27 protein-coding genes, 1 pseudogene and 1 riboswitch are annotated in these 25,983 nt (G+C 40.1%); of the genes and pseudogenes, 14 read left to right on the top strand and 14 right to left on the bottom strand.

The features are described from left to right. The first annotated feature begins 35 nt into the window (after positions 1-35). Together B3600_RS16610 and B3600_RS16605 are read left to right on the top strand one after the other, a co-directional pair. Positions 36-1,196: a pyridoxal phosphate-dependent aminotransferase gene (locus B3600_RS16610; RefSeq protein WP_120332598.1), complete on the top strand. Its 1,161-nt coding sequence runs from the start codon at positions 36-38 to the stop codon at positions 1,194-1,196. Between the two features lie 131 nt (positions 1,197-1,327). Further along, a complete protein-coding gene (locus B3600_RS16605) occupies positions 1,328-2,167 on the top strand; it encodes a prephenate dehydrogenase (RefSeq protein ID WP_286753742.1) in 840 nt (279 codons plus the stop codon). Positions 2,168-2,223: 56 nt separating this feature from the next. Here the strand turns inward: B3600_RS16605 and B3600_RS16600 are convergent, their stop codons facing one another. The 3 genes from B3600_RS16600 to B3600_RS16590 all read right to left on the bottom strand — a co-directional run bounded on the left by B3600_RS16600 (position 2,224) and on the right by B3600_RS16590 (position 6,592). Next, the gene (locus B3600_RS16600; protein ID WP_286753741.1) at positions 2,224-3,444 is read right to left on the bottom strand and encodes a tetratricopeptide repeat protein; all 1,221 of its coding nucleotides are present in this window, start codon (positions 3,442-3,444) and stop codon (positions 2,224-2,226) included. Between the two features lie 49 nt (positions 3,445-3,493). Beyond that, positions 3,494-3,877, bottom strand: a complete 384-nt coding sequence (locus tag B3600_RS16595; protein WP_088162243.1) for a hypothetical protein — start codon at positions 3,875-3,877, stop codon at positions 3,494-3,496. 102 nt (positions 3,878-3,979) lie between these two features. Beyond that, entirely contained in the window at positions 3,980-6,592 is a 2,613-nt protein-coding gene (locus B3600_RS16590; RefSeq protein ID WP_112376103.1) for a TonB-dependent receptor, read from the bottom strand. A gap of 436 nt (positions 6,593-7,028) precedes the next feature. Between B3600_RS16590 and B3600_RS16585 the strand changes: the two genes are divergently transcribed. From B3600_RS16585 to B3600_RS16530, 12 genes are all read left to right on the top strand, one after another. Beyond that, positions 7,029-7,658 (top strand): Crp/Fnr family transcriptional regulator, encoded by a 630-nt coding sequence (locus tag B3600_RS16585; RefSeq protein WP_070567849.1) that lies wholly within the window; start codon positions 7,029-7,031, stop codon positions 7,656-7,658. Between the two features lie 58 nt (positions 7,659-7,716). Then, positions 7,717-8,562 (top strand): NAD(P)-dependent oxidoreductase, encoded by an 846-nt coding sequence (locus B3600_RS16580; protein ID WP_286753740.1) that lies wholly within the window; start codon positions 7,717-7,719, stop codon positions 8,560-8,562. Between the two features lie 118 nt (positions 8,563-8,680). Continuing rightward, positions 8,681-9,424, top strand: coding sequence for a dienelactone hydrolase family protein (locus tag B3600_RS16575; protein ID WP_286753739.1), 744 nt, complete (start codon positions 8,681-8,683; stop codon positions 9,422-9,424). Between the two features lie 33 nt (positions 9,425-9,457). Beyond that, a complete protein-coding gene (locus tag B3600_RS16570; RefSeq protein WP_286753738.1) occupies positions 9,458-10,708 on the top strand; it encodes a hypothetical protein in 1,251 nt (416 codons plus the stop codon). Positions 10,709-10,847: 139 nt separating this feature from the next. Continuing rightward, positions 10,848-11,690: a VanW family protein gene (locus B3600_RS16565; RefSeq protein WP_286753737.1), complete on the top strand. Its 843-nt coding sequence runs from the start codon at positions 10,848-10,850 to the stop codon at positions 11,688-11,690. Positions 11,691-11,753: 63 nt separating this feature from the next. Continuing rightward, a riboswitch (TPP riboswitch) is annotated at positions 11,754-11,846 on the top strand. An 82-nt stretch (positions 11,847-11,928) separates the two neighbouring features. Next, positions 11,929-12,732, top strand: a complete 804-nt coding sequence (gene thiM, locus B3600_RS16560) for a hydroxyethylthiazole kinase (RefSeq protein WP_286753736.1) — start codon at positions 11,929-11,931, stop codon at positions 12,730-12,732. Next, positions 12,722-13,354, top strand: coding sequence for a thiamine phosphate synthase (thiE, locus tag B3600_RS16555; RefSeq protein ID WP_286753735.1), 633 nt, complete (start codon positions 12,722-12,724; stop codon positions 13,352-13,354). The genes thiM and thiE overlap by 11 nt, the downstream gene beginning before the upstream one ends. Beyond that, positions 13,351-14,190 (top strand): bifunctional hydroxymethylpyrimidine kinase/phosphomethylpyrimidine kinase, encoded by an 840-nt coding sequence (gene thiD / locus B3600_RS16550; protein WP_286753734.1) that lies wholly within the window; start codon positions 13,351-13,353, stop codon positions 14,188-14,190. The genes thiE and thiD overlap by 4 nt, the downstream gene beginning before the upstream one ends. Next, positions 14,177-14,833 carry a thiaminase II gene (gene tenA / locus B3600_RS16545; protein WP_286753733.1) on the top strand — a complete coding sequence of 219 codons (657 nt, stop codon included), beginning with the start codon at positions 14,177-14,179 and terminating at the stop codon, positions 14,831-14,833. The genes thiD and tenA overlap by 14 nt, the downstream gene beginning before the upstream one ends. A gap of 241 nt (positions 14,834-15,074) precedes the next feature. Then, entirely contained in the window at positions 15,075-15,818 is a 744-nt protein-coding gene (locus tag B3600_RS16540) for a GIN domain-containing protein (protein ID WP_159333064.1), read from the top strand. 287 nt (positions 15,819-16,105) lie between these two features. Continuing rightward, positions 16,106-16,684, top strand: coding sequence for a DUF1572 family protein (locus B3600_RS16535; protein WP_159333065.1), 579 nt, complete (start codon positions 16,106-16,108; stop codon positions 16,682-16,684). Positions 16,685-16,834: 150 nt separating this feature from the next. Continuing rightward, positions 16,835-17,722: a helix-turn-helix domain-containing protein gene (locus B3600_RS16530; RefSeq protein ID WP_159333066.1), complete on the top strand. Its 888-nt coding sequence runs from the start codon at positions 16,835-16,837 to the stop codon at positions 17,720-17,722. Here the strand turns inward: B3600_RS16530 and B3600_RS16525 are convergent. From B3600_RS16525 to B3600_RS16475, 11 genes and pseudogenes are all read right to left on the bottom strand, one after another. Continuing rightward, entirely contained in the window at positions 17,719-18,525 is an 807-nt protein-coding gene (locus B3600_RS16525) for a DUF2490 domain-containing protein (protein ID WP_286753732.1), read from the bottom strand. The two genes, B3600_RS16530 and B3600_RS16525, sit on opposite strands and share 4 nt — an antisense overlap. Positions 18,526-18,553: 28 nt before the next feature. After that, positions 18,554-19,444, bottom strand: coding sequence for an urea transporter (locus B3600_RS16520; protein WP_201638982.1), 891 nt, complete (start codon positions 19,442-19,444; stop codon positions 18,554-18,556). 10 nt (positions 19,445-19,454) lie between these two features. After that, a complete protein-coding gene (locus B3600_RS16515; RefSeq protein WP_159333069.1) occupies positions 19,455-20,252 on the bottom strand; it encodes an urease accessory protein UreD in 798 nt (265 codons plus the stop codon). A gap of 2 nt (positions 20,253-20,254) precedes the next feature. After that, positions 20,255-20,893 carry an urease accessory protein UreG gene (gene ureG / locus B3600_RS16510; protein ID WP_046675418.1) on the bottom strand — a complete coding sequence of 213 codons (639 nt, stop codon included), beginning with the start codon at positions 20,891-20,893 and terminating at the stop codon, positions 20,255-20,257. Between the two features lie 12 nt (positions 20,894-20,905). Further along, on the bottom strand, positions 20,906-21,595 hold the full coding sequence (locus B3600_RS16505; protein ID WP_070567872.1) for an urease accessory protein UreF: 690 nt from the start codon (positions 21,593-21,595) through the stop codon (positions 20,906-20,908). A gap of 42 nt (positions 21,596-21,637) precedes the next feature. Next, positions 21,638-22,213 (bottom strand): urease accessory protein UreE, encoded by a 576-nt coding sequence (locus tag B3600_RS16500; RefSeq protein ID WP_286753731.1) that lies wholly within the window; start codon positions 22,211-22,213, stop codon positions 21,638-21,640. 3 nt (positions 22,214-22,216) lie between these two features. Beyond that, a complete protein-coding gene (locus B3600_RS16495; RefSeq protein WP_139145037.1) occupies positions 22,217-22,804 on the bottom strand; it encodes a hypothetical protein in 588 nt (195 codons plus the stop codon). Between the two features lie 158 nt (positions 22,805-22,962). Then, entirely contained in the window at positions 22,963-24,684 is a 1,722-nt protein-coding gene (gene ureC / locus B3600_RS16490; RefSeq protein WP_070567879.1) for an urease subunit alpha, read from the bottom strand. A 65-nt stretch (positions 24,685-24,749) separates the two neighbouring features. Then, positions 24,750-25,055, bottom strand: a pseudogene (ureB, locus tag B3600_RS16485) (urease subunit beta); the annotation flags it as partial. 18 nt (positions 25,056-25,073) lie between these two features. Next, a complete protein-coding gene (gene ureA, locus B3600_RS16480; RefSeq protein ID WP_070567883.1) occupies positions 25,074-25,376 on the bottom strand; it encodes an urease subunit gamma in 303 nt (100 codons plus the stop codon). A gap of 176 nt (positions 25,377-25,552) precedes the next feature. Continuing rightward, complete coding sequence (locus B3600_RS16475) at positions 25,553-25,903, bottom strand: hypothetical protein (RefSeq protein ID WP_070567885.1); 351 nt, start codon at positions 25,901-25,903, stop codon at positions 25,553-25,555. Positions 25,904-25,983 lie beyond the last annotated feature (80 nt).

The raw sequence follows: 25,983 nt of genomic DNA, 5'->3' as shown, positions 1-25,983 counted from the left end.
TAGCCTTATTCAAATACCAAATTTATTAAAATAAAATGCAAATAGACGTTGCCAAAAGATTGCAGCACACTGAAGAATATTATTTCTCCAAAAAATTAAGAGAAATAGATGAGTTGAACAAACAGGGAGCGCGTGTAATCAACCTAGGAATTGGAAGTCCAGACTTGCCTCCACACCCGGAGGTGATCGAGACATTAAATACGAATGCCCAACTTCCAAATGTGCATGGCTATCAAAATTATAAAGGCGCCCCCGCCCTACGACAAGCCGTTGCAGATTGGTATCAACGTTATTATAACGCGACTTTTAATCCCAATACAGAAATATTACCCTTAATAGGGTCAAAAGAGGGTATTGTGCACATCTGTATGACCTATCTTCAGGAAGGAGACCAAGCGCTTATACCCAATCCTGGCTACCCAGCTTATGCTGCTGCAGTGAGATTGAGTGGTGCTGAAGCGATCACCTATAATCTTACACAAGAGAAAAATTGGCTTATCGATCTAAATGAGCTCAAAAAACAAGACTTGTCAAAGGTTAAATTGATGTGGATAAACTATCCTCATATGCCAACAGGTGCTTCAGCACCCGATGCATTTTATCAAGAGCTGATTCAATTTGCTAAAGAGTATAATATCCTGATTTGCCACGATAATCCGTATAGCTTTATTTTGACAGATACGCCAAGAAGCATTATGAGTATCCCTGGCGCGAAAGATGTAGCCATTGAGTTGAATTCGCTGAGCAAGTCTTCCAATATGGCGGGATGGCGAATTGGTGTGCTCGTGGGTGCCGAAGAACGTATAAACCAAGTACTCCGTTTCAAAAGTAACATGGACTCAGGTATGTTTTTACCTGTTCAGCTGGCTGCGGCAAAAGCCTTACAACTTGATGCCTCCTGGTATGCTGATCTAAACAAAATTTATGCTGAAAGACGTCAACAGGTGTATGAAATTATGGATTTGCTGGACTGTTCTTATCAAAAGGACCAAGTAGGTCTATTTGTATGGGCACGCATCCCTGAAAAATACAAGGATGGTTATGCCCTGAGCGATGCTGTTTTGGACAAATCACGGGTATTTATTACACCGGGTGGAATTTTCGGAGACAAAGGCGATCAATATATACGCATCAGTCTCTGTGCCACAGTAGAGGTGCTCAAAGAATCAATCCAGCGCATTAAAGATAATTTCTAAGACATTCGATATCGGGGCAGCTTAACTGCTTTGAAATTATCGATAGAATAATTGATCGACAAACAACCAGGGTATAAAGCGTTCGGTGTATAACATTTGAACAAAAATACGCTTAATATAATTGTTTACATATGAACATTGCCATTGTAGGCGTAGGCTTGATCGGCGGCTCAGTTGCCATTCGCCTAAAAGAAACAAAATTCTGCGACAAAATTATCGGTGTAGATAAGAGTCAAAAGAACTTAGATAAAGCGATGCACATCGGCTTCATTGACGAAACAGCAAGCTTAGAAGATGCGATTAAGAGCTGTAAAGTATTAGTGCTCACAATTCCTGTCGATGCCATTTTACATGTTGTTCCTCAAATCTTGGATTTGGTTACAGATCAGGTCGTCATTGACATGGGATCGACAAAAACAAATATTCTCAACAAAATCAAGGATCACCCTAACCGGGGGCGTTACGTTGCAGCCCATCCCATGGCCGGAACCGAGTATTCGGGGCCTGAGGCTGCAATAGCAGGCTTATTCAAAGGCAAGATGATGGTGTATGTCGAAGCATTTAAAACGGATGAGGATGCTTTCGAAATCGCCGATGCCATCACCGACCAATTGGAGATGCGCAGCTGTTTTATGAATGCGGACGAACATGATGTACATACTGCTTATGTATCACACATCTCCCACCTGACCTCTTTCGCCCTCGCCTTAACGGTATTGGAAAAAGAGAAATCTCAGGGACGTATCTTTGAGCTGGCAGGATCGGGATTTGAATCTACAGTACGTCTTGCCAAAAGTTCGCCCGATATGTGGACACCTATTTTCAAGCAAAATCGCGAAAATGTACTCGAAGTGCTCGAAGAACATATCAAGCAGCTTCAATCCCTGCACGATTCTATTGCCACGGAGGATTATGACAAATTGCACAAACTTATTACCCGTTCCAATAAGATAAAAAGGATCATTAAATAAAGGCTGCTCTAGTTAGAGCAGTAGGTATAAAAAGTCCACCAAAAGGTGGACTTTTTTTATTCATCTTCCAATTCATTGAATTTATCCAGGTCGGCTTTTGCCCCGATAGGATCACCCAATTTTTCACGAATTGCTGCGCGATATGAATACAAATCAGAATAATATGGATTCAAATCGATCGCTTTCGAGTAATCTGCCAGTGCGCCTGGTAAATCCTCCAACTTTTCATTCAAATCGGCTCGTAATGAATACACATAAAAATCTTCCGGATTGAGCGTAACAAGGCGATCAAAATCCAATAATGCTTCCTCAAAATTTCCCAACCGCTCAAACAAAGATGCCCTTTCTTCGTATACGATCGATGAATCACGATCTATTTCCTCCGCCTTGGCATAGTCTTCCAGCGCACTTTGGTAATTACGATAGGATTCAAACACTTTTGCACGAAATATATAGGCGGCAGAACGATTCTCATCAAGAGCAATAGCCTGATTGAAATCAGACAATGCTAATTCAAAACAGGTCAATTTCAGGTACAAACTTCCTCTAAAAACAAACAGGTTGCTATCCTTGTTGTCGGATTCCGCAATAGCAGAAGAATAAAGACCGATTGCTTTTAGATAGCTATAGCAATGAACATATTCAAGTCCCAATGAATTTATTTCGTCAGTACTGAGCGTCCTAGACTTCGATTCCAGCTCTTGTATGACCAAATTTTCAGCTTCAAAATACGTTAATTCAGCTTGATTTTCCTGCCATTCCAAAACGCTATGGTAATTAAAATCCAGTCTCTTGGCAATCTGATAATCATAGAAAGCACCTTCGTCTTCATCGATGAGTCGATAAACTAAACAACGGCTCGCATAAAAAAATGGCTCCTCTTTATACTGTTCGATTGCGCTTGTAAACGTTGCAATAGCTTGGTCATATGCCGCTATTTTAAAATAATAAAGCCCCAAATAGCTATAGGCAAGTGCATGATTGGTCAAAGCAATCGCCTGCTCAAGTAAAGCGACAGGATTACCATCGCCACTGATTCCGACATTAAATCCTTCCAATGTAGATCTAATCGCGCTCTGTTGGACGGTGTCTAACCAATCAGCGGAAAAAGATGAACTCGCTTCCGGAAAAAATGATGAAATAGGTAAAAAAGAAAACTTAGCAAGAAGTACGGGTACTGGCAGTGTAAAATCTGATTCCACAAAAGTATTGTTTTGTAGAATGACAGCTAGATTTGAAAACATATGCTTCATGCCCAAAACTAAGCTAAATTTCATTACAAAAGAAATCTAACGGGAGATCAGGTATTATAATCGGGTATTCTTATCAACTAATTTCACCTGTCAGGTATAAGTATTTATAGCGGACAATATCCCTCGAATTTGTAAATTTGATTAATTTTTCCTTTTTGAAAACATAATTGGAAACCTTCTCTTCCATCAAACGCAGGAATTCAACAAATTCAGCAAAAAAGTCTTGACGTTCTCCTGGTGTAAACTGGCTGTTTTTTACAATCCAAAAGAATTGCTCTTCATTTACATGGAAAGATACCTCATTTTTCTTTTCTTTTCGAAAAATAAAGATTGGGTCATTTTCTTGGTTAATAAATAAAGCAAAGCCTGTATTTCCACCATCCAAATTAACAACAAAAGCAGAAAAATGGACAGTACCGATCTGTAAATTTTCCAGACAAATTAATTTATGCAACATCAGGTTGACAATTAGATCACCTAAAATTATTAAGTTTTTATTAAAAAACAAAAAAAGGCCCACAAAATAATTGTGGACCTTTTGTATTCGACGTAAATCTTATTAGAATGTAAATTTCACAGATGCATTCCAAGTTCTACCCTGTCCGATCAAAACAAAATTGGAAGTATCAATACCATTCCAAGTATTGTTCACATCTGTCACCAAGTTACTCGAAGTAGCTTCCGAAATATAGAACTTATTCAACACATTGTTCATGTTAACACGGAAACTCATGCTGTTCTTGTCACTTACTTTGACATTGTAAGAAAGACCGGCATCCAAAAGATTAAAAGACGGTAATTTCATATAACGTCCATAAGTTTGGCCATCTATTACTTCTCTACGATAATTCGATGCATACAAACGCTCATAATATCTGTAGTTTGCGTCAACAGACAAACCCTTAAACACTTTATATTTAGCACCAAATCCATAAGAAGTTTGCGCTGCGTTACCAACATGTTCACCGGTTAAGTTAACCTGAGAACGTCCCAATTCGACGCGGTTATCGTTACGTATAACAGAGTTTACTGCACCATCGTATTTCCAGTCACCTATCGATAAAAACCCTGTTAGGCTTAATTTTTCGATTGGGCGGGCCTCAAAATCAACTTCTACCCCTCTATGCACCTGTTTTACACCGTAATTTGTTGTATATAAATAGGCACCTTCGACCAAAATACCAGGATCATTTGTTGGGTTGTATTTTTTCACATCATCTGCCGTCGCTAAACTCGAACTACCCGTAACACGGTTTTCCCAAGTTGTGCGGTAAACATTCACATTCACATCCAAGAATCGAGAAGCAAATTTATAACCAGCCTCTAAACCAAGGATTTTTTCATTTTCAGCATTTTCATTAATATCATTTGCAAAATTCATGAAAATATTGTTTTGATAAGGCTGACGGGAATAGTACCCCGCATTACCAAAAACACTATGATGTCCCAATGTATAACTTACACCACCCTTCGTATTGTAGCCAAAGTTGTTCACGTCTTTAGAATCCTCATTACCTGGTGTGTATTGAAAATAATCAGAACGTTTATTTTGTTGTTCGGAAACCGATCCTTGGAAAAACGCTGTAAAGCCATTTTTCGCATATTCCAATTGACCGAACAGACCCCCGTAACGGATGTATTGATTGTAATCCCAAGCTAAACGATCTTCACGCGAATCAGGTTTGCTTGAGAAAGCTTTCCAAGGATTTGTTGAGTATGTATTGGTAACCAATGGCTTATTAGGGAAATTAACATTACCGCCCAATACAACACCATTTGTATTTCCAAGTGGATCTGTCAATTTACGATAATGTGTACCCTTATAATCTCTCACGTCAAAACCCACATTAAAATTCAGGGACTCTGAAAGCTTACGGTTATAATTGGAAACTATACCAAACCACTGATGATTGTTCACATCAGCAGCCAAATATTTGCCCTTGTTGTATTTATCACTTCTTAACGATTGACCGCCGCCAGCAGCTAACGACGCATAAACGACAGTTGACAAAGATGATTTGTCATCGATGGTCCAATCCCAGTTCAAGTTGGCTACCGGCTTATGATAAAAGTTCTTTTGTGCATTCATCATCACGCCGTTTGCATCCTTATAATTGTCGTTGTAACGTCTGCCATTAGCGAGATAGTTCGACAATTTTGAGGTATATCCTTGGTTGTGCCACTGTGGTGCACCGGTTACCATGAAGTTCAGGTTGTGCTTTTCATTTGCTTTGTATCCAACGGACAAGAAATAACTTTGTCCAGCACCTTCCGTATGATCCATATAACCGTTACCTGACCATTGCGTAAACATAGCCGAAACAGCAAAACCGTTTTTCATCAGACCGGTATTGTAACCTACTGTTGCCTTCATAAACATATCGTTACCAACAGTAGTGCGGACAAAACCACCTTCTTTCATTGCGGTAGATTGTGTCACGTAATTTACGGTACCGCCGACAGATGAAATCGCTAATTTAGATGATCCCAAACCACGTTGAATCTGCACTAAAGAAGCAATATCTGTAAGTCCCGACCAATTCGACCAATATACACTTCCATTGTCCATACCATTGATCGGCTGACCGTTCAACAAAAATGCGGTATTGGACTGATCAAAACCACGTGTTGTCATAGAAGACTCACCAAAACCTTTTGCCTGACCAGTGATATAAACCGACGGGGTATTAGCTAGTGCTGAAGTAATATCCTGTGCGCCTACCCTTTCCTCTAAATCCTGTTTACGGATCGTCGAAACGGCAATCGGCGTCTTTCTTCCCGCAGCAATATCAATAACACCATGACCAACAACAACAACCTCATCCAAATTTGTTGAAGATCCAGCCGTAAAAATTGGATTGATATTCAACGATTCCCCCGATTTCAGCATGATGTTTTCGAAAACAACAGGCGTTTCGCCAATGTAAGTTACCTCTACTTTGTAGGGGCCTCCTTCTTGAAGATTTGAAATTTGAAATTTTCCTTGGGCATCGGCTGAGCCACTTACAACTTGTCCACTTGGGATGTGGGTAATTTTAATGGTTGCTCCTTTAACCGTTTGTCCAGTAGCTTCTTTGACAACTCCTGAAACCGAACTAGTATTTGCTGTTTGACCATGAACGGCACTATAACTAGCAAAAACGAGGGCAAAAAAAAGTAAAGACTTTTTCATGTTAGATGTGATTGTTTTGTTTTTGTGGCGCAAAATTAGGAATTGATTGTCTTTTTAACTAATTTTAACAATAGGATTATCAGACCCTAGCGCTATACAAAACAAATCAGTTTTAAGCTTCCACAGAAAAACAGCTACTTCTAAAACAAAGAGGCAATAAAAAAACAGATTAAATAAAATAAATACAACACATTCATCACATTCTTAAAAAAACACTAAAAATAATCAGAATAACATTTTGTCTGTTTTGAATAAATCAAAATTTATGAATTTCACGATTTTATATGTTAGCTGCTGGATACGCCACACACAGCACAAAAAAACCGGTCTTTCTACACATTATTTCCACCAACATTCTTTTCCACCAACATTCTTTTCCACCCCCAGGGGATAAAATAAGCCCGTAAATAATTAACTTTAACTAAAATAATACCGTATGTTGTCAATCCAACAAGCTTATACAGGCATTCTTGAGCCAGAGTTAATTACTGCAATAGCCAAAAACGCACACATCAAAACGTTTCATGAGGGGGATCTCATCATTGATACCAATCAATACATCAAGTCGATGCCCCTTCTCCTAGATGGAGCAATAAAAATTGTCCGGGAAGATGAAGACAAAGGCGAACTGCTGCTCTACTATTTGGAAAAAGGTCAAACCTGTACGATGTCAATAGCCTGTTGTCTCGGAAATAAAAAAAGTGAAATTCGTGCCCTCGCAGAAAAAACAACAACGGTTGCCATGATTCCAAATGAGCTTGTCAACCTTTGGATGGGAAAATACCCCTCTTGGCGAAATTTCATCATATCAAGCTATTCAAGCCGTATGGACGAAATGTTACAAGCTATTGATAGTCTAGCTTTTTCCAATATGGAAGAACGAATCATCCAATATCTGAAAGCCAAAGTAAAGCTGAACAACGACCGAATACTTACCCTTACGCATCAGGATATTGCTTCTGACCTAAACACATCCCGGGTAGTTGTCTCCCGAATTTTAAAAAAACTGGAACAGGAAGATAAAATAGTGCTCCTTCGTAACGAAATCAGGGTATTAGTGGAATGACCAAAACATTTGTATCTTTAATAGACGTAAATTTCAAGAGCTATTAATGTAATTTTAGATGAAGATAGAAAAATTAGGATTTATAGGATTAGGAAACATGGGGCACCCCATGGCTAAAAACCTGGAAAAAGCAGGATTCCCCCTTTCTGTTTATAATAGAAACCGTGCAAAAGCAGCGGGCTTTGAAGAACAATCAATGATCAGAGAAGGTATAGCCGAATTGGTCGAACATGCTGATATTGTATTCTCCATGCTCACCAATGATGAAGCTGTCAGTGAAGTATATGAAAAAATCCTTCAAGGAGATATCAAGGGCAAATTATTTGTCGATATGAGTACCATATCCCGTAAACTCACCCTGTCTATCGCATCCAAACTCAAAGAAAAAGGAGCCGCATTTATAGATGCACCTGTGGCCGGCAGTACCAAGCCCGCGGCAGAGGGCACCCTGATTATTATGGTCGGTGGTGAACAGGAGGATCTTCATCGCGCCCGGCCATACCTCGAGCAGATGGGCAAGTCGATCAAACATGTTGGCGAAAATGGCCAGGGAATTGCCGCCAAACTTGCGATCAACTATTTTCTTTCAACGATCTATCAAGGTCTCGCAGAGACGATCTTATTTTCAGATAAACTGGGAATTCAACGGAGTGATATGCTCGAAATCATCAATGATAGTGCCAGTGGCAGTGGCGCAACAAAAGTCAAAACGCCTTTACTGATGGAAGAAAACTACAGTCCTGCTTTCGCGCTAGATCTTATGCTGAAAGATATTCGACTGGCGCAACAAGCCGGTGCCGAATATCCCCTCCTCAAGACATTACTCGATACCTACGGGAAAGCACACGACAAAGGTCTCGGACAACTCGATGTTATTGGTATTATTGAATCTATAAAGTCGTAACTTCAGGTTGACGACAGCGGAAAAAATGTACATTGAAAATTATATTTAGTTGAGATGGACTCCAAATTAGGTTCATTTCTGATCACACAAAATAATGAGCGGAACAAATTATTGACAGATGAAAACAGTTATGACACTATTGATGCTTACTATGGTCACGATGACTACGCAGGCCCAACAATTAAAACAGGTTCCTTACCAGGATGGTGAACAAAAACTCAACGGCATGGTAACCGCCAATAGGGCAAAAAAAGGCCCTGCTGTCTTAATTCTTCCTGCGTGGAAGGGAATTGACAACGAAGCGAAACAAGCGGCATTGCTTCTTGAAAAAGAAGGTTACATCGCGTTCATTGCCGACATCTACGGTGAGGGAAATATTCCTGCGGACAACACCGCAGCTTCGAAAATTGCAGGCCACTACAAGACGGACTATAAAGCTTATCAGCATCGCATCAAGCTCGCATTAGAACAACTGAAAAAAGAAGGCGCAGATCCGACAAAAATTGCGATCATTGGCTATTGCTTTGGAGGTTCAGGAGCATTAGAAGCGGCGAGAGCCGGCTTCCCCGTCAATGCCGTGATCAGTATCCACGGAGGCCTATCCAAAGCTGCCGATAGACCCAATGGTTCCATTAAAACAAAAGTACTCATTGAGCACCCTGCAGCCGATAAGAGTGTATCAAAAGAAGATTACGATGGGTTGGTCAAGGAATTAAATGAAGGAAAAGCAGACTGGCAAATAATTACCTACGCAAATTCTGGACATACGTTTACGAATCCCGAGTCAGCGGAATATAATCCCGTGATGGCCAAACGTGCCTGGGAGCACACCTTATTATTTTTGAAAGAAGTATTAAATTAAATAGCAAAGTCAACAACAGCAATATCGACCCAAATGAATTATAACGCGAAACTGCACATTTATCCGATTATCATTCAGTTGTTGATATTGCTGTTATATAGTCCCATTGCAGCATCGCAAACAGTAAAATCGTTAACAATAGCTAGCCCTACACAGGCAGTTCTGTTTGTAACCAATGAGTCCGATAAATCAACTGATTTTATCATGCGTTTACACGAAAAAAATGCTGCTGCGATTTTCAAGCAAGTACCTTTTAGCACAACAAAGTTACTGGTCACAAAAACCGATGCAAAAAAACTTACATTTAGCGTTAAAAATCAACAATGGACCATCAATGTATTGTCATTGAAACAACGTCATGCCATGATCTTGTTTGATGGCTTAGGCAAACCCAAGATCATATACGATAGTAATACCTATGTGGCAGCAGCCAAATCCATATTAAGCAACAGCACACAAGTTGCGTCAAAGAATCCTTCGTCACAATATAATGCCCAACATTTCTTTGACTCCATTGCACAAGTGCAATTTATTCCATCCAGGCAATATGCAGCGGCTATTATCGCCAATACAGCTCTCCCTCTTTACTACAGTCAGCGTAAAAATCAATGTGACGGCACGTACGTCATGCAGCAGTTTTCCGATGAAAATGAGGTGGAAACTGGAGCAATTGTGACGACTGTATATGAAGAAGGCAAAGAGCTCACATCCAACAATCTTTCCGGCGGAAATAATTATTTCAGCAAAAGATGCTATAATCAGTTCGGACTTATCGACTCCATACAGTACCTTCAAAACAGCAAATGGAGCAACAGCACCATTTACCGTTATCTCCCAAACGCCATTGTTTCCTACGATCCAACATTACAAACAGCGACAATAGACCACTTGAACAGCAAACTCCAGGTTGTAAAAAGAGAATCCATTCATTTTTTATACCAACGGATAGATTGGACCATTTACAGTTATGACAAACAGAATCGCATGAGTGAAGAGCTGTCGGGCAGAAATGATCAAAGGGAAAGTCGGGTCCGTTATGCGTATAGCGATCCGAAAACAAGTGATTATATACTACGCCAAACCTTCGATCAAAATGACCAACTCACAGCGGAAATCAAGCGATCCTACCGGGCCAACGAAACAGTTGATGAATTCTACTTCAAGGGGGTATTGCAACAAAAATCAATTGTAAAAGATTTGGGAAACTGTACGTATGAAAACCTGAACTATAACGGGCATGGGAAGATCACGGGCAAATACGTACAAACAAGAAAACAGCTATAGACATAGAGCGAAAAGCCAGTATACACCCGATGGAACAAAAGTTCTACCCCCTATACAGTAAAAACACAGGACAAAATCAAAAAAAGCGGCAAAAGATACATTTCTGCATTAATTTTGATAGCGATAAATAAACATCGTATTGAAAAAAAGAAAACTGATCAGTCAACAGCACCCCTTGCTCTATTTTTTTGCAGTATGGGTAAGAAGAATGCAGCGAAAAGCCGTCTGGCTATTTGACGACAAAAAATACAGCAAAGTTAAATCAGCTGAAAAACTTCCCTTTCGTATTAAAAAGCATCAGTCTGTATTATTAAAAAAGCTGGGCGAAAATAATATGCAATTGCAGATCAACAAAGTGACCAACCTGAAAATTGCAGCAGCACAGATCAATGCCATTCTGATCAGACCGAAGGAAACCTTTTCATTTTGTAAACTCGTAGGGCTCCCCACCGTAAAGAAAGGGTATCTGCCCGGCATGGAGTTATCCTTCGGTGAAGCAAGGGCGGGTATTGGCGGTGGAATCTGTCAAATATCCAATCTCATCCATTGGCTTGTTATCCATAGTCCACTCACCGTCAGCGAACGTTATCATCACTCCTTTGATCCTTTTCCTGACGATGGTCGCGTTTTGCCATTCGGCAGTGGGGCTACCGTATTTTATAACTACCGTGATTATCAATTCACCAACAACACGCCTTACACCTTCCAGATCAACCTCTGGTTTACAGAGAAATGTTTAGAGGGCGAATTGAGGATCGATCAGGAGCTGGATTTTGCATACCATGTCGTTGAAAAAGAACATCAATTTCTTAAAATAGACAACCAGTTCTTTCGTAAAAATGAGATTTGGCGCGAGAAGTTTTTAAAATTTCAGGGTGGAAAGATTTTAGAAACAGAACTTTTGACCAAAAATTTTGCCCGGGTTACTTATACCCCTGTTGAATATATTGAAATTAGTGCCGATCAAAATCCGGCCGATTAATTTAACAAGCTAAGTGATCGAAAAATGACGGATATGAAAAGTCCTCTTTTTTGTTTAAATTTGGTCTGGCTTTGGGGGTATTCTGTATAGAATTGAGATAGTCCCTTTGAACCTGATTCGGTTTATACCGGCGTAGGGAAAAGCAAAAATCCACTGTACAGCATACTCCTTTACTGCGCAGTCTATCGCTCTTCTTCCCTCCAAGGCTACACCGTACATCTTAGCATATGTAAAAAGAATGGAAGATTCAATTATCAATTTATTAGCGCAGCTGAGGGTCGAAAAACCCCTTGTACACAACATCACAAACCTAGTCGTGATGAACAATACGGCCAACGCACTGTTAGCCCTAGGAGCGTCCCCCGTAATGGTACACAGTCCTTTAGAAGTACGCGAAGTTGTCGATATTGCGCAAGCTCTTGTTATTAATATCGGCACCTTGAGTGAAGATACAGCCGAAGCTATGCTGGTTGCTACCGAACATGCCAATACCATTGGACGGCCATGGGTACTTGATCCTGTTGGTGCTGGGATATCAGCATTCCGCAATGATTTATTAGCCAATCTACTGGATCTCAAACCAACGGTTATTCGTGGAAATGCATCAGAAATCATGACGCTGTACAATTTCAACCAACCGAACACAAAAGGAGTCGACAGCACGACAGCGAGTAAAGATGCGCTCCGATTTGGCCAATTATTGCAAGAGCAAACCGGTTCCATTATCTGTATTTCCGGAGAAGTAGACTATATTCTTTCCGAACAATACAGGGTTGAAGTCTTTAATGGCAACCCTTTAATGACACAGGTAACTGGACTTGGCTGTAGTGCTACTGCACTTATTGGTGCATTTCTAGGTGTTACAGACCAATATGTTGAAGCAGCTGTTGCCGGCGTTTCCATTTTGAGCTTGGCGGGAGAACTCGCAGCCCAAACAGCAGCTGGCCCGGGTACCTTGCAATTGAATCTCTATGATGAACTCTATAAGCTCAATGCAGAACGTCTAAAATCAAAGCTCAAGATCAAATGTTATGCGCATTAATCCGCTTTTTCCCTACCCTTTATATTTGGTAATTTCTGAGCGGGACTGTTATCCTCAACATTGGCTCAATGTCGCCGAAGAAGCCATCATTGGTGGAGTCGATCTTATTCAATTACGCGAAAAAGCTAACGATCCCGCTACATTTTTGGATAAAGCCATGCGTTTGAAAAAACTGACCGATCGTTATGGTATTCCGCTCGTGATCAATGATGCCGTAGCAATCGCTGCAAAAATCGAGGCATGGGGAGTACATGTGGGTCAAAATGATTTGCAGCCGCTCCCTATTCGCGAAAAATATGGCGATAAATTAAACATAGGCTGGTCCATAGAAGATATGCAACAACTGGAAAGTCCACAAATGTACGCCGTCGACCACCTCGGTGTAAGTCCCATTTTTTCTACGAGAACAAAAATGGACACGATTACTGAATGGGGAATTGCAGGTTTAAAACAACTTCGGAGTAGGACGGAAAAACCATTGATCGCTATCGGAAGGATGAATTTACAAACTGCAGAAGAGACCTGGAATGCCGGTGCAGACTCCATTGCAGTCGTTTCGGCCATATGCCAAAGTCAAGATCCCAGAGCTGCCAGTGCACAACTAAAAGAACTATTAAAATGACAAAAGATAAAAAATACCGCGTCCCTACCGTACTCAGCATTGCGGGGTTCGATGGTAGCGGTGGTGCAGGTATACAAGCAGATACCAAAACCATATCTGCATTAGGTTGTTATGCCATGAATGTGTTAACTGCCTTACCCGTTCAGAACACACAAGGTGTAAGACGTATTTATGACATTCCTACAGCAGCCGTCCAGGACCAATTAGATGCTATTTTTGACGACATCTATCCCGATGCAATTAAAATAGGCATGGTACACCATATTGAACTTGTGGAGCTTATTAGCAGCTATTTAAAAGAATATAAAGGGCCTATCGTATTTGATCCAGTCATGGTCTCGACCAGCGGACACAAGCTGATTCACGACGATACGATTCAGGCCTGCATAGCACTTCTTTTTCCTTTGGCAACGCTAATTACACCAAATTTAGATGAGGTAAGTGTCTTAGTAGACGAAGTTATTGACACGGTTCAGAAAATGGAAAAAGCGGGAAATAGCCTACTGGCGAAAGGTTGTCAATCCGTTTTGATTAAAGGCGGGCATCTCCAAAGTCAAGAATTAACATCCCTATTGTTCCAGCACAAGAATCCACCAATTGAATTCAAATCTCAAAAAATTAACAGCAAAAATACACATGGTTCCGGTTGTTCGCTTTCTTCAGCAATTGCGAGCCATTTGGCACAAGGCGTTGGTCTCGATAGCGCGGTTGAATTCGCATTGGCCTATATACACGCAGCAATAGCTGGTAGCAAAGACCTCATCATTGGCAAAGGAAATGGGCCATTAAATCACTTCCACAATCCGATTAAACTTATTCAATATGAACTGGACTGATCATGCCTGGGATTCAATAACATCAATTTATTCAGATATACTCACTATGCCGTTTATTGTTCAGCTTAGTGATGGTAGTCTTCCCCTGGATAAATTTCAATTTTACATGCAGCAGGATGCTTTCTATTTAGAAGAATTTGGCCGTGTGCTCGCCTTTATAGGTGCAAAAAGCGCGGATAACCAACAAGCATTGGACTATTTCGAATTTGGTCGCAATGCGCTACTTGTTGAACGGGCATTACACGAAAATTACTTTCGGGAATTTGGTTTAAGTCCTGCCGACAAGAGCAACAAAATCGAACCAACCTGCCATCATTATGTTCATTTTCTTAAAAGCGTAGCCGCTTTCGAGAGTATTGAGGTTGCTATGGCGGCAACACTCCCCTGTTTTTGGATTTATAAGGAGGTCGGAGATCACATTGTATCGACAGCAAATACACAGGGAAATCCCTATTCCAAATGGATAGCAACTTATAGCGGTGAGGATTTTGCACAGGGCGTTATCAAGGCGAAAAACTACGTTGACAAAATTGCAGCAGAAACTACTGAAACAAAACGGGAGAAGATGCGACAAGTATTTATAACAGCTTCCCAATTAGAGTATCAATTCTGGTTAGCAGCCTACAAACGAAGAGTCTGGTAAACAAACTATTGTCCGATACCGAACAGTTGATGTTCAAAAATGAGCATGAACGAAAATAGCACTCAGGAACAAAACTAGTGTTAATCAGTATTTTAAACGGATTTAAAGTTTTGGCATTACTATTATACTATAGGTGGCAGTTAACGATAGCGCGTATGCATAAGTGCATAAGAAACGATAAAAAGGGAAATTAAAATGAAACTTTCAGTAAAAATAAATTTAAACTAATAACAGAAAAATAATGAAAAGAATCTTAACCATTGCCTTTATTTCATTTTTATATGTAGCTCAGGCACAAGAACGCGAAACACGTAAGATCACTGCTCCAGATGGCATTTCATCGGCAACTTCATTACGTGTAGATTATATTCACTCTAATCGCAACGAAGTTATTGTTGAAGCAGATAATCCCGAACATTTATCCCTTATCGAAACGACTGTAAAAAACGGTACACTGTATGTACAGTATAAAAGAAACAGTTCAATCAGAAATGCGAGAAACAATCGCGTAACTGTTTACTCAAGCAAGATACCGACACGCTTTTCGGCATCATCCAGCAGTTCGATCTATACCGATGAAACGATTAAGGCAAACAAAATTTCTGTAGACGTATCCTCCTCCGCAAAAATATCGCTTAAAAAATTAATTGCTGATGATATCAACCTTTCAACGAGCTCTTCTAGCAAGTTAACGACAGATGTCAGCAGTAAAAATTTGCAAGTATCGGCAAGCAGTTCGTCTAAGCAGGAAATTGCGGGTAGCGCTTCAAATTTAAATTTGAACACCAATTCATCCGCATCGGTTGACATGAGCCGTTTCTCGACAACAAATGCCCAAGTACAAGCCAATTCGTCTGCAAATGTTACGCTCAGCGTGAAAGAAAACTTACAGGGAAATGTTTCTACATCGGCAAGAATTGCGTTAAAAAATCAACCAAAAAATGTCCAAGTTGACAAATCAACAAGTGGCAGAGTAGTATTGTAATTTTTAGTGTGGTCTTTAAAAAAGACTGTTTATTTATGTTTAATGTTTAGTTAGCTTAAAGGTGATACATACCCCAGTATCACCTTTGCTTTTATTAGCATTTTTGCTCACACTTCTCCTTCTCCTTCTCCTTATAAATTCACACATTTATCACCTCAAAAAACTGTATCAGGAAATTAATGACATCGATAGCAAAACCAGATTTCAGCTAAAAAAATTATTTTAGGTCTCGGTTTCAGGACATTTTTGTATATTAATATTCATATAAATGCCAAACTTTCGACGCAATGGACAATTTTTTAGCGACTTGTATCAAGCAATTTCAATATTATAAATCTTTGGGTGATAAAACATTGGCACAGTTAAGCACTGAACAACTCTTTTGGCAACCCAATGATTCGAGCAATAGCATTGCATTAATTGTTAAACATTTAGGTGGAAATATGCTTTCCCGATGGACCGATTTCCTCACCACAGATGGCGAAAAACAAAATAGAAACCGCGACCAGGAGTTTGAGAACAGTTGGGTAGATCGCGATGAGCTTATTACCTATTGGAATGCTGGATGGTCCTGTCTGTTTCAAGCAATTGAATCCCTCGAAGAAGAAGATCTCGCTAAAATCATTTATATCCGTAATCAAGGACATACCGTCATGGAAGCGATCTTGCGGCAGCTAGCACATTATCCCTACCACATCGGTCAGATGCTCTATATTGGGAAAATATGTTTGGATGATAAATGGACCTCCTTATCAATACCCAAAGGTAGTTCAGCGTCCTATAATAGGGAGAAATTCAGCCATGAAAAACAGCAACAACATTTCACGTCGGAGTTTATAAAAGGGAATCAGGACAATTTGTCTTAAATAAGCTTTTTCACTTAGTTAACACAATAATTACTTGATTGGAAAGCATCGGATGCTAACCTAATTTCCGCAAACTTTTAAGTATATTTGTCATACATACAACTATTCCTTTTTTTTGATTTCATTGGTAAGTAGGTTGTCTTTAAAACTATGAAAAATTCGATTAAGATCATCAACAATTACGAGTACAAAAAGTTATTTTTACCGGATGTTTCTGAGCACAATTTATTCAATGAGAATAAAATTCAAGTCTATCGAATCGAGAATTACCTCCGCAGTATCCTGATGCCTGTCATCCCCTATCGTACGACGTTTAATTTTCTCATTTTTGTAACGAAGGGGTCCCTGACCCAACATCTCGAAAGCGCATCTTATACCTTAACCGAAAATCAAGTCATTAACATCAAACAAGGTAATATTACGGCTACGCTGGCAATCTCTGATGATGTAGAAGGTTTTTTCGTGGTTTATGAAAATGAAATTGTAACTGATATTGAGCTTGGCATAAACGATATTAAATTTTTCAATTCCCATCCTTTTACCACACTTAAACCACATGTAGCACATTGGATCCAGCAAATGTTGATGTTATTGGAAGAGGAACTTTTTACCGAGGGCCGCGTAATGGAAGTCTGCATATCCATGATGCAGTGTATCCTATTGAAGGTGATAAAATCGGATATAGAGACTAAGGCGCCGATGAGCCGACAGCTCGATATTGCTTTCCGTTTCCGCGAATATGTACAAAAATTTCATATCGATCATAAAAACGTGTTATTCTACGCCAATTTATTGCATATTTCAGAAAACTACCTCAATAAATGTGTAAAGGAAGCGACAAATAAACCTCCGAAGCAATGGATTAGTGAAATAAGTATCTTACATAGTCAGATTCTGCTCCAGGATGCTACGAGAGATATTGCCGGTATAGCCTTTGAATTGAAATTTCAATCGCCCTCCTATTTCACCAGGCTATTCAAAAAAATCACTGGGTATTCACCCAGTGACTATCGGAAACATAAGTTTATGGCGGGCTAATGCTTTTTACGGTAAGGTAAATTCCAGATTAAATCTACGGCTAAATAATGAACCCCAAAATCTACTTTGTTATAGCCTTTAATTAAGTCATTCATATAACCCAGATCCAATCGCAAAGGTGTCTTTGGAATATCTGTCATGTAATAAAAACCCAAACGGGTCTCTTTATAGCCAAAGCTAGACCAGGTACTAACAGGTTCGTAGAGCTTGCTGATTGCAAAAAGTCCTTCAGCGCTCAACGCCAATTCCTGCTTATTTTTAGCCGAAATTTTGAAATTTAGCTGCGACTTCAAGCGGGTCCTAAATTGAAAATTCTCTTCTGCCTTTTGAAAATCGGCTGTAAAGAACTTTCGGAACTCTTGCCTTAATGTATTTTTCCATTTCAAACGATCATTAAGGGTCAATGTATACGCATATCGTCCATACAACCTAAACTCTTGCTCAACACCTTCGTTATGATATGGGGCAGCCTCATCGTAAACGTTTTGGCGACGATAACTCAACGCATAACTATATTGTTGATTTTTAGCAAATTTATGATAGACCTCATGGTTTAACACCCAAATAGCCTGCTTGTGAAATGGATTTGAATCGTCGGGTGTACTTTTAGTTCCCAAACCAATATAGGTCAATGCTTCCTTCGTTCCAGCACTGTCTAATTTCCTACGCAAGCCCAAAACCGACCAAGATGCGGTCCTTGCTTTTCCTAATCCCGGCGGACTGACTTGTCCGTACACAGTATTTACATGAATTCCCAATAAGAGCATTATTGGGAATAGTTTTATTAAACGAAATTTAAACATACATAAAATTTTAGTTCACAAAAAAGGACTAGGAAGTCCCTTCAGCTGATGAAAACCTATTCACCAACCATTTATCGATAAGTTTGACAGGGTGCATAGCCCACATCGCAAAAACAAATGGAAAAGTCAATGTTGTCCATCCGTTGTGAATCAAAAAATGATCGAAATATGTTGCGATAATCGTTCCGATTAGAACATATACACCATCTCTAACGCGGGGGCCGCTTAGGGCAATTCCAACCAAAACCGCATTGAAGCTAAAAATGCCATTATTGGTCATATCTACAGATTCATGGCCATGGTGCGATATATAAACACTGATGATAACAGCAGCGAAACCGTAAAGTGCGCCCATGGGATTGCTCAGGAAAACCCCGATGAAAAAGATCAATCCAGCAATTAAACTACCCTGAAAAATAACCTGACCAAAGGCATGGCCTTCAATTAGGAAGTCATCCATTTCCTGAATATCAACAAAATGCTCGGGTACAGTCCGCAAGGCCAGTTCTGGAATACTCAACACATACAATGCGATCCAGGTAATTAAGATAAAAGGAAATGTAAATACCGGCAGATTCTTCTTTAATGCAAACCCCATCAAAATGGTGGTCAACGCAGATCCTACGATTAAGGCTCCCCATACCCAAACGTTTGTCTGGAAATAGAAAACCAAAGCAATACCGTAAAGCGTAGCATTAAATCCGAAAAGTCCATCATTGATATGATCCTCATCAAATTTCATCAACTTGGCCGTCAGTACGCCTACGATGTTAGCGAGAACCCCTGCAAAGCCCATAAGTGCCGAATCATAAATAATGGCTCCGATAAATAAGATACCCGTCCAAATGTTACCCTGTAACATAATCTGCCCAAATCCTTTAAAAAAAGCTTTTATAAAAGCTAGGATGTTATTTTTCATTGGAATATAATTAGTTGTTATTCAAAAATATGTTGCCCCATAGTGCGCTTTGCATTTCTTTAAAAAGAAGATAAAGCTGTTCGGCACCGTTACCTAAAACGCGAACCATAAAACCGTCATGCTGCAATTCGCTAATCCCAAACGCGACGTCTTTGGTTTCCCCGTACTGTTCATGGAAAGCCTCGATCCAGTCGCTTGGATTCAAGCCGGCACTATTCAGATAGATCAACGTTCCCTGGTGCGTATAGCCTTCCAAAATACCCAGACCTTGTATAGGCATACGATCTGGCTGAAGCAATACATTATCCTTCACCACGAGCCTACCATTGACATAACATTCTGTCAGATTTTGAAAGTGATTGTACATAAACTCTTCACCGGACATTTTCCGGCCACAGGTCACGATTTCACTCAGCAATAAGTGACAATTTGAAGCAAGATGTACAATGTTATGGCTCAAAAAATGAGACGAATGCTGAGGTACGACGGGATGGGGTACATAAGAAAAAACAGCATTTTCGCCTACATTCACTTCCATCGTTTGGGACGAATGACCTTTCATATGAAACAAACGCTGATAAGCCTGCGTTTGTAACTGTAACTTAGACCCCGGAGCAATATCAACTTGAATACGATGGTCATCTCCATCCAACAAACCAGGCGATGAACTCATAATCATCAAGTACGCTGCATTGTCTTTTTGATATTGCCCAACAGGAACGATACGAAACGGTTGTGTCGCATATGCATCTTTTAAAAAGGATTTTCCTTCGCGATGTGCTATCTTAATAGCTAAAGAACAAATCATAATTAACGTAGTAAATTAGGTTCCTCAATATCTTGAAGGAGTGCGTATTTTTTAATCCAGCCTACGATCTCTTCCAAACCATCGCCGGTTTTTAGATTTGAAAACAGGAATGGAGAACCTTTACGCATTTTACGTGCATCATGTTCCATCACTTCTAGGCTTGCGCCCACATAGGGTGCCAAATCTTTTTTATTAATCAACAACAGGTCTGATCTTGTAATTGCCGGCCCACCTTTACGAGGCATTTTTTCACCTTCGGCAACATCAATGACAAAAATGGTGATATCGGCAAGATCCGGACTATAAGTAGAAGTCAGGTTATCACCACCACTTTCAATTAAAATCAACTCCAAATCCGGGAAACGGCTAGCTAGTTCATCTACAGCTTCGAGATTCATACTCGCGTCTTCCCGTATCGCTGTATGGGGGCAACCGCCAGTTTCCACACCGATAATTCGTTCACGGGGAAGCAAACTATTTTTGGCCATATATTCCGCATCTTCCTTGGTATAAATATCATTCGTAATTACGGCAAGATCAATTTCATTCATCAACCGTCTGCTCAATCGTTCCAATAATGCTGTTTTACCAGACCCTACTGGACCACCAACCCCTATTTTAACATATTTTCTATTTTCCATTTTAATTGTTTTTTAAGAAATATAAACTCTAGAATATAATCGTTCGTGTTGCATGCAACGGATGTCAAATCCAATGTTGCATAAACCCACTAAATTCCGTTCAACGGTTAAGGTCTCTTTGCAGAGATCAAGTATATCATCATGTAAACCAAAAAGTATATCTTGGCCATCCAACTGTCCTAATGGCACAAGTTTTACAGCGTTGGTCACCATCGTAATGGCGGCATTATAATAAAAGCCATGTAATGCTTCTTCCAAAGGAATTTCTAAAAGTGACGCCAACATGCCATACATCAAACAGTAATGGCTATCTACTTCCTTCTTTTGGATTAATTCACCCCAGGATAGCATAAAATCCTGCTGTTGATAACGACTGAATATTTTATAAATACGTACACCCAGTTTTTTACTGGCATCGCGAATTTCTCTTGGGCTTTTTAATGCTGTACATTCTTGATCTAACGCGATCAATGCATCCATGTCCTGCGAAGAAGTTGCTTCATAGGCCAATTTCATCAAAGCAGCATCATTGTACTTCAGATTATACCAGAGGTTATGACGCACATAATTGTCCGCCGTAACCTTATCACAGACCAAGCCCTGTTGCACATAAGTCTCCAGTCCATTTGAATGGGTAAACCCTCCAATTGGTAATGTAGGATCTGCGAGATGGAGTAACTTGCCTAGAAATGTATTTTTCATTGACATCATTTTTTTATATAAGTATATATCTTCAAGGATTTATCAGCTCCTTGCGTAATCTTCTCTATCATTGGGCATTAAAGCGATACCGGCTGTTGGCGCTTGCAAATTCACGAAGGCCTTGTCGTTGATCAAGAGCGGTATATTCTTCGTTGAAGACTTCATCTTCTGATGATGCTTGGGATCGACATTTGCATTGAGCTGACGTAAAAGTTGGCGCTCGCCACGTTGCGGGTCAAATCCTTGTTTCTTTAGCCATTCGTACATTGACCGTTCATATGGCATAAGCAATTCATTTGCCTCCACAAATAGAGGCAAATGTTTGTTTCCAATTTCGCTGCTTACAAAAGCAGTTCGCAGGAAATCAATTGCCATGACACGGATGACTTCACAAGGTTTGATCGTTACCACAACAATTTTCTCTTCGTCTTCGTACAAGACATCACCATCCTGCAAGCTGGATGTATTACCCAACAATTTGACGGCAATATCCATTCCCTCCGCTGTACGTAAACGTTGAATACGTTTGGTCGACTCATACCATTCAATAGCAAGCAAATCGAGACGCTTAGTGATCTGCTCCCCCTGAATATTCCTTGTGATTTCCGTGATTATCATTTTTTAATTTTTAATAAATAGATTTTTAGACAAGCCTAAACCTACTGTAGATCCATTGATTCCCGTAATGAGTTCGTGATCATTGGGAATTGCAGCATCTTTACTATTTCTCTTTTTATAAGACAATTCTGCTACTTTAGCTTTTAATGCCCAACCTTTTCCCAAGGCGATACCCACAAGCGGGTACACTCTGAATAGATAGCCATTGTATTTACCATCTACCATAGTACCACCGGTAGCGACATGTTGATCGCCCCACAAATAATGCACATCAACCTGGCCAATTAACATAAAATGCTCACTCAGGGGCCAAGTATTGCTATAGAAAGGTCCTATTTCATGCGAATGATCCGTAAAATCCAGTGCTTTATCCTTAACAGAATTGAATCCATAGTTTAGCCCCGCATTCATGTTGTCAGTGAAAAAATAAGCAGCACCCACCGGAGCGGCACTAAATTGATGCCCAGCTGTTGTTTCGTGGTAATTCAGTGCCCCATAAATCATGATACCTCCCTTTTGCGCATAGGCCGATTGTATGGTTAAGCACGCCATTGCTATACAACAGCCTAAAAATGTCTTCAAATTTTTCATTAGCGTAAATCGTATTTTAGCTTAATGAAGCATCATGAGCAATCAGTATTCCCTCTCTTTTATGCGCTTTTGATAAGCCCATGATGATTTCATCAACCTATTGTTTTTCATAGCTTATGGCGTGACATCGGATCACGCCATAAAAAGTAGTTATAGGGTTAAAACAAGAAGTATCGTTGTCCCAACGAAACTGTATCAACAGGTTTTGACCGCAAGATCTCGCCGTCAAGACTTACCTCATAATTCTCTGGATTGACGATAATTTCAGGTGTGGCATCATTGTGGATCATATCTTTTTTGGAGATATTCCGACAATTTTCTACGGCAAGTAAGGTTCTTTCCAGTTTATACTCTTCTTTAATTCCCTTTTCCAATGAAATTTTAGAGACAAAGTCAAAACAAGTTTGGTGAACGGCTTTACCTAAACCGCCAAACATGGTTCTTAAGATGATTGGTTGTGGTGTAGGAATAGAAGCATTCGCATCCCCCATTTTTGAAGCGATAATCATCCCGCCTTTAATAATCATTTCTGGTTTTGCGCCAAATAAAGCTGGACGCCAGATCACCATATCGGCAATTTTACCAGGCTCGATAGAACCAACGTACTTCGAAATACCGTGGGCAATTGCTGGATTGATCGTGTATTTCGCGACATAGCGACGTGCACGGAAATTGTCGTTGTCCTTACCTTCATCTTCAGGCAATGGACCTACTTGTTTCTTCATCTTGTCTGCAGTCTGCCAAGTACGTGTGATGACTTCACCTACACGTCCCATTGCCTGCGAATCGGAACTCATGATACTGAATACACCGCGATCTTGTAGTACATCCTCAGCTGCAATCGTTTCTGGACGGATACGAGAATCGGCAAAAGCCACGTCTTCCGGAATTTCTTTGCTCAAGTGGTGACAAACCATCAGCATATCCAAGTGCTCGTCAATTGTATTTTTTGTAAATGGACGTGTTGGATTTGTCGATGCTGGCAATACATTTGGATACATCGCAGATTTGATGATATCCGGAGCGTGCCCACCGCCAGCACCTTCCGTATGGAATGTATGGATCACGCGTCCGTTGATTGCCTGGATCGTGTCTTCCAAGAAACCCGCTTCATTCAGCGTATCGGTATGGATAGCCACCTGCACATCATATTGATCAGCAACCGTCAACGCTCTGTCGATTGTTGCTGGTGTAGCACCCCAATCTTCGTGGATTTTAACACCTAAGGCACCAGCTTCAATTTGTTCAACAATAGGTTGTTCAGTACCAACGTTTCCTTTACCAAAAAAACCAAAGTTCATTGGAAGATCTTCAACAGCTTGTAACATGCGGCGTAAATTCCATTTACCCGGTGTTACTGTAGTTGCATTTGTTCCATCCGCTGGACCTGTACCGCCCCCGATCATTGTTGTAACACCACTATATAAGGCCGTTTCAACTTGTGTTGGACTGATATAGTGGATATGGGTATCAATACCACCTGGAGTTAAGATGTATCCTGATCCACCATGCACCTCCGTAGAAGCACCGATAATCATATTTGGTGTAATATTATCCATGGTATCCGGATTTCCAGCACGACCAACACCAACAATTTTACCATCCTTAATACCAATATCACCTTTCACGATACCCCAGTGGTCAATAACAATAGCATCAGTGATCACCATATCCAGTGTACCTTCATCACGTGTATGAACGGAAGATTGGCACATCCCGTCACGCACGGTCTTACCGCCGCCAAATTTGGCTTCATCGCCATAGTAAGCGTAGTCTTTTTCGACTTCAATAATGATATCTGTATCTCCTAAACGGATTTTATCTCCACTTGTAGGGCCAAAGATGGCGCTATAATTTAATTTGCTAACTTTTAAACTCATGACACTTTGTTTTTAAAGCCTTGTTCTTTTACTTTTTTCATTGCATTTGCTTTCGCAACTTCGGTTTCGGTATCTCCATTTGCCAAATCATTGTGGCCATAGATCCTTCTTGCACCTGCATACGGAACCAATTCGACCTCTTTTGATTCGCCTGGTTCAAAACGTACTGCAGTACTTGCGATAATATTTAAGCGCTTACCAAAAGCTTTCTCGCGATCAAACTCCATCATTTTGTTCACTTCAAAGAAGTGGAAATGTGAACCTACCTGAATGGGCCTATCGCCTGTATTTGTCACAGTGATGGTTGTAACTTCTCTACCTTCATTGCAGATCACATAGCCATCTGCAATAAAAAATTCTCCTGGGATCATAGATTATATTTTTAACAATTAGCGAATCGGGTTATGAACAGTAACCAGTTTTGTACCATCTGGAAATGTTGCTTCTATCTGTACATCATGAATCATTTCGGGCACACCTTCCATAACATCTTCACGTGTCAACAATGTTGCACCAAACTGCATTAAATCGGCAACAGTACGCCCGTCACGAGCAGCTTCTAAAAGTTCACTACTGATCAATGCAATAGACTCCGGATAGTTTAATTTAAGTCCTCTAGCTTTACGTTTTTTCGCTAGTTCGCCGGCAAGATGAAGCAATAGCTTCTCTGTCTCTCTAGGTAATAAATGCATATAAATATTATTTAAATTGTTGTTATTCGAATTAAAAACAAGTCACGGTGGGTACAGGTCACGAAAAGGTCATACGACTTAAAAAAATCGTTCAAAATCGTGATGAATAGGACAGATTACACCCCTACACAGCGCAAGGTCTGTCTTTTCTCAACCCTTGTAAGAAATGGAAATTTTTACCCCAGAAATGGGATCTTTAAACTTTGGAAAAGAATATATTTTGGCGGAAGGATCAATCGATCCATATAAGGCCTTCTGTTATTCTGAATTTTGAGACGTACAGGATAACAGAATACAAAAAGACAAATTGAAAGCACGCCCCAATAGAGCAGCTTGCTCCATTCATCTTTGAGGTCCATCTGTTCGGTGATATCATAGACATCATGATCTTTAACCGCAGCTAACAGATTTTCCCGTTCTGACTGTCCTAAAGCTTTATCTACATGAGAAGGAAATACAGACAGACTTAGGCGGACGAGGGGTAAATGCTGAACAGTAGAATGTGATGGCATAGCTATTCCTTTCATGAGCAGGGTGCTCAAAAGAAAAACTAAAAAGATTAAACTATACCTCATTCTTGCGTTCACAATACTATTATTTGTTGTTC

This window comes from Sphingobacterium sp. UBA2480 (genome assembly GCF_002341965.1).
Taxonomy (GTDB): Bacteria; Bacteroidota; Bacteroidia; order Sphingobacteriales; family Sphingobacteriaceae; genus Sphingobacterium; species Sphingobacterium multivorum.
Note: the sequence above shows the minus strand (reverse complement) of the source record. Positions and strands in the feature narration are given on the sequence as shown.

Coding starts and splice junctions, on each gene's coding strand:
- B3600_RS16515 (WP_159333069.1), bottom strand. CDS start 20,252: ATGATTTGTTCTTTAGCTATTAAGATAGCACATCGCGAAGGAAAATCC.
- B3600_RS16505 (WP_070567872.1), bottom strand. CDS start 21,595: ATGAAAAATACATTTCTAGGCAAGTTACTCCATCTCGCAGATCCTACA.
- B3600_RS16500 (WP_286753731.1), bottom strand. CDS start 22,213: ATGATAATCACGGAAATCACAAGGAATATTCAGGGGGAGCAGATCACT.
- B3600_RS16600 (WP_286753741.1), bottom strand. CDS start 3,444: ATGAAATTTAGCTTAGTTTTGGGCATGAAGCATATGTTTTCAAATCTA.
- thiD (WP_286753734.1), top strand. CDS start 13,351: ATGACAAAAGATAAAAAATACCGCGTCCCTACCGTACTCAGCATTGCG.
- B3600_RS16605 (WP_286753742.1), top strand. CDS start 1,328: ATGAACATTGCCATTGTAGGCGTAGGCTTGATCGGCGGCTCAGTTGCC.
- ureG (WP_046675418.1), bottom strand. CDS start 20,893: ATGGAAAATAGAAAATATGTTAAAATAGGGGTTGGTGGTCCAGTAGGG.
- B3600_RS16520 (WP_201638982.1), bottom strand. CDS start 19,444: ATGAAAAATAACATCCTAGCTTTTATAAAAGCTTTTTTTAAAGGATTT.
- B3600_RS16530 (WP_159333066.1), top strand. CDS start 16,835: ATGAAAAATTCGATTAAGATCATCAACAATTACGAGTACAAAAAGTTA.
- B3600_RS16525 (WP_286753732.1), bottom strand. CDS start 18,525: ATGTTTAAATTTCGTTTAATAAAACTATTCCCAATAATGCTCTTATTG.
- ureA (WP_070567883.1), bottom strand. CDS start 25,376: ATGCATTTATTACCTAGAGAGACAGAGAAGCTATTGCTTCATCTTGCC.
- B3600_RS16570 (WP_286753738.1), top strand. CDS start 9,458: ATGAATTATAACGCGAAACTGCACATTTATCCGATTATCATTCAGTTG.
- thiE (WP_286753735.1), top strand. CDS start 12,722: ATGCGCATTAATCCGCTTTTTCCCTACCCTTTATATTTGGTAATTTCT.
- B3600_RS16475 (WP_070567885.1), bottom strand. CDS start 25,903: ATGAAAGGAATAGCTATGCCATCACATTCTACTGTTCAGCATTTACCC.
- B3600_RS16575 (WP_286753739.1), top strand. CDS start 8,681: ATGAAAACAGTTATGACACTATTGATGCTTACTATGGTCACGATGACT.
- tenA (WP_286753733.1), top strand. CDS start 14,177: ATGAACTGGACTGATCATGCCTGGGATTCAATAACATCAATTTATTCA.
- B3600_RS16495 (WP_139145037.1), bottom strand. CDS start 22,804: ATGAAAAATTTGAAGACATTTTTAGGCTGTTGTATAGCAATGGCGTGC.
- B3600_RS16590 (WP_112376103.1), bottom strand. CDS start 6,592: ATGAAAAAGTCTTTACTTTTTTTTGCCCTCGTTTTTGCTAGTTATAGT.
- ureC (WP_070567879.1), bottom strand. CDS start 24,684: ATGAGTTTAAAAGTTAGCAAATTAAATTATAGCGCCATCTTTGGCCCT.
- thiM (WP_286753736.1), top strand. CDS start 11,929: ATGGAAGATTCAATTATCAATTTATTAGCGCAGCTGAGGGTCGAAAAA.
- B3600_RS16540 (WP_159333064.1), top strand. CDS start 15,075: ATGAAAAGAATCTTAACCATTGCCTTTATTTCATTTTTATATGTAGCT.
- B3600_RS16610 (WP_120332598.1), top strand. CDS start 36: ATGCAAATAGACGTTGCCAAAAGATTGCAGCACACTGAAGAATATTAT.
- B3600_RS16595 (WP_088162243.1), bottom strand. CDS start 3,877: ATGTTGCATAAATTAATTTGTCTGGAAAATTTACAGATCGGTACTGTC.
- B3600_RS16585 (WP_070567849.1), top strand. CDS start 7,029: ATGTTGTCAATCCAACAAGCTTATACAGGCATTCTTGAGCCAGAGTTA.
- B3600_RS16580 (WP_286753740.1), top strand. CDS start 7,717: ATGAAGATAGAAAAATTAGGATTTATAGGATTAGGAAACATGGGGCAC.
- B3600_RS16535 (WP_159333065.1), top strand. CDS start 16,106: ATGGACAATTTTTTAGCGACTTGTATCAAGCAATTTCAATATTATAAA.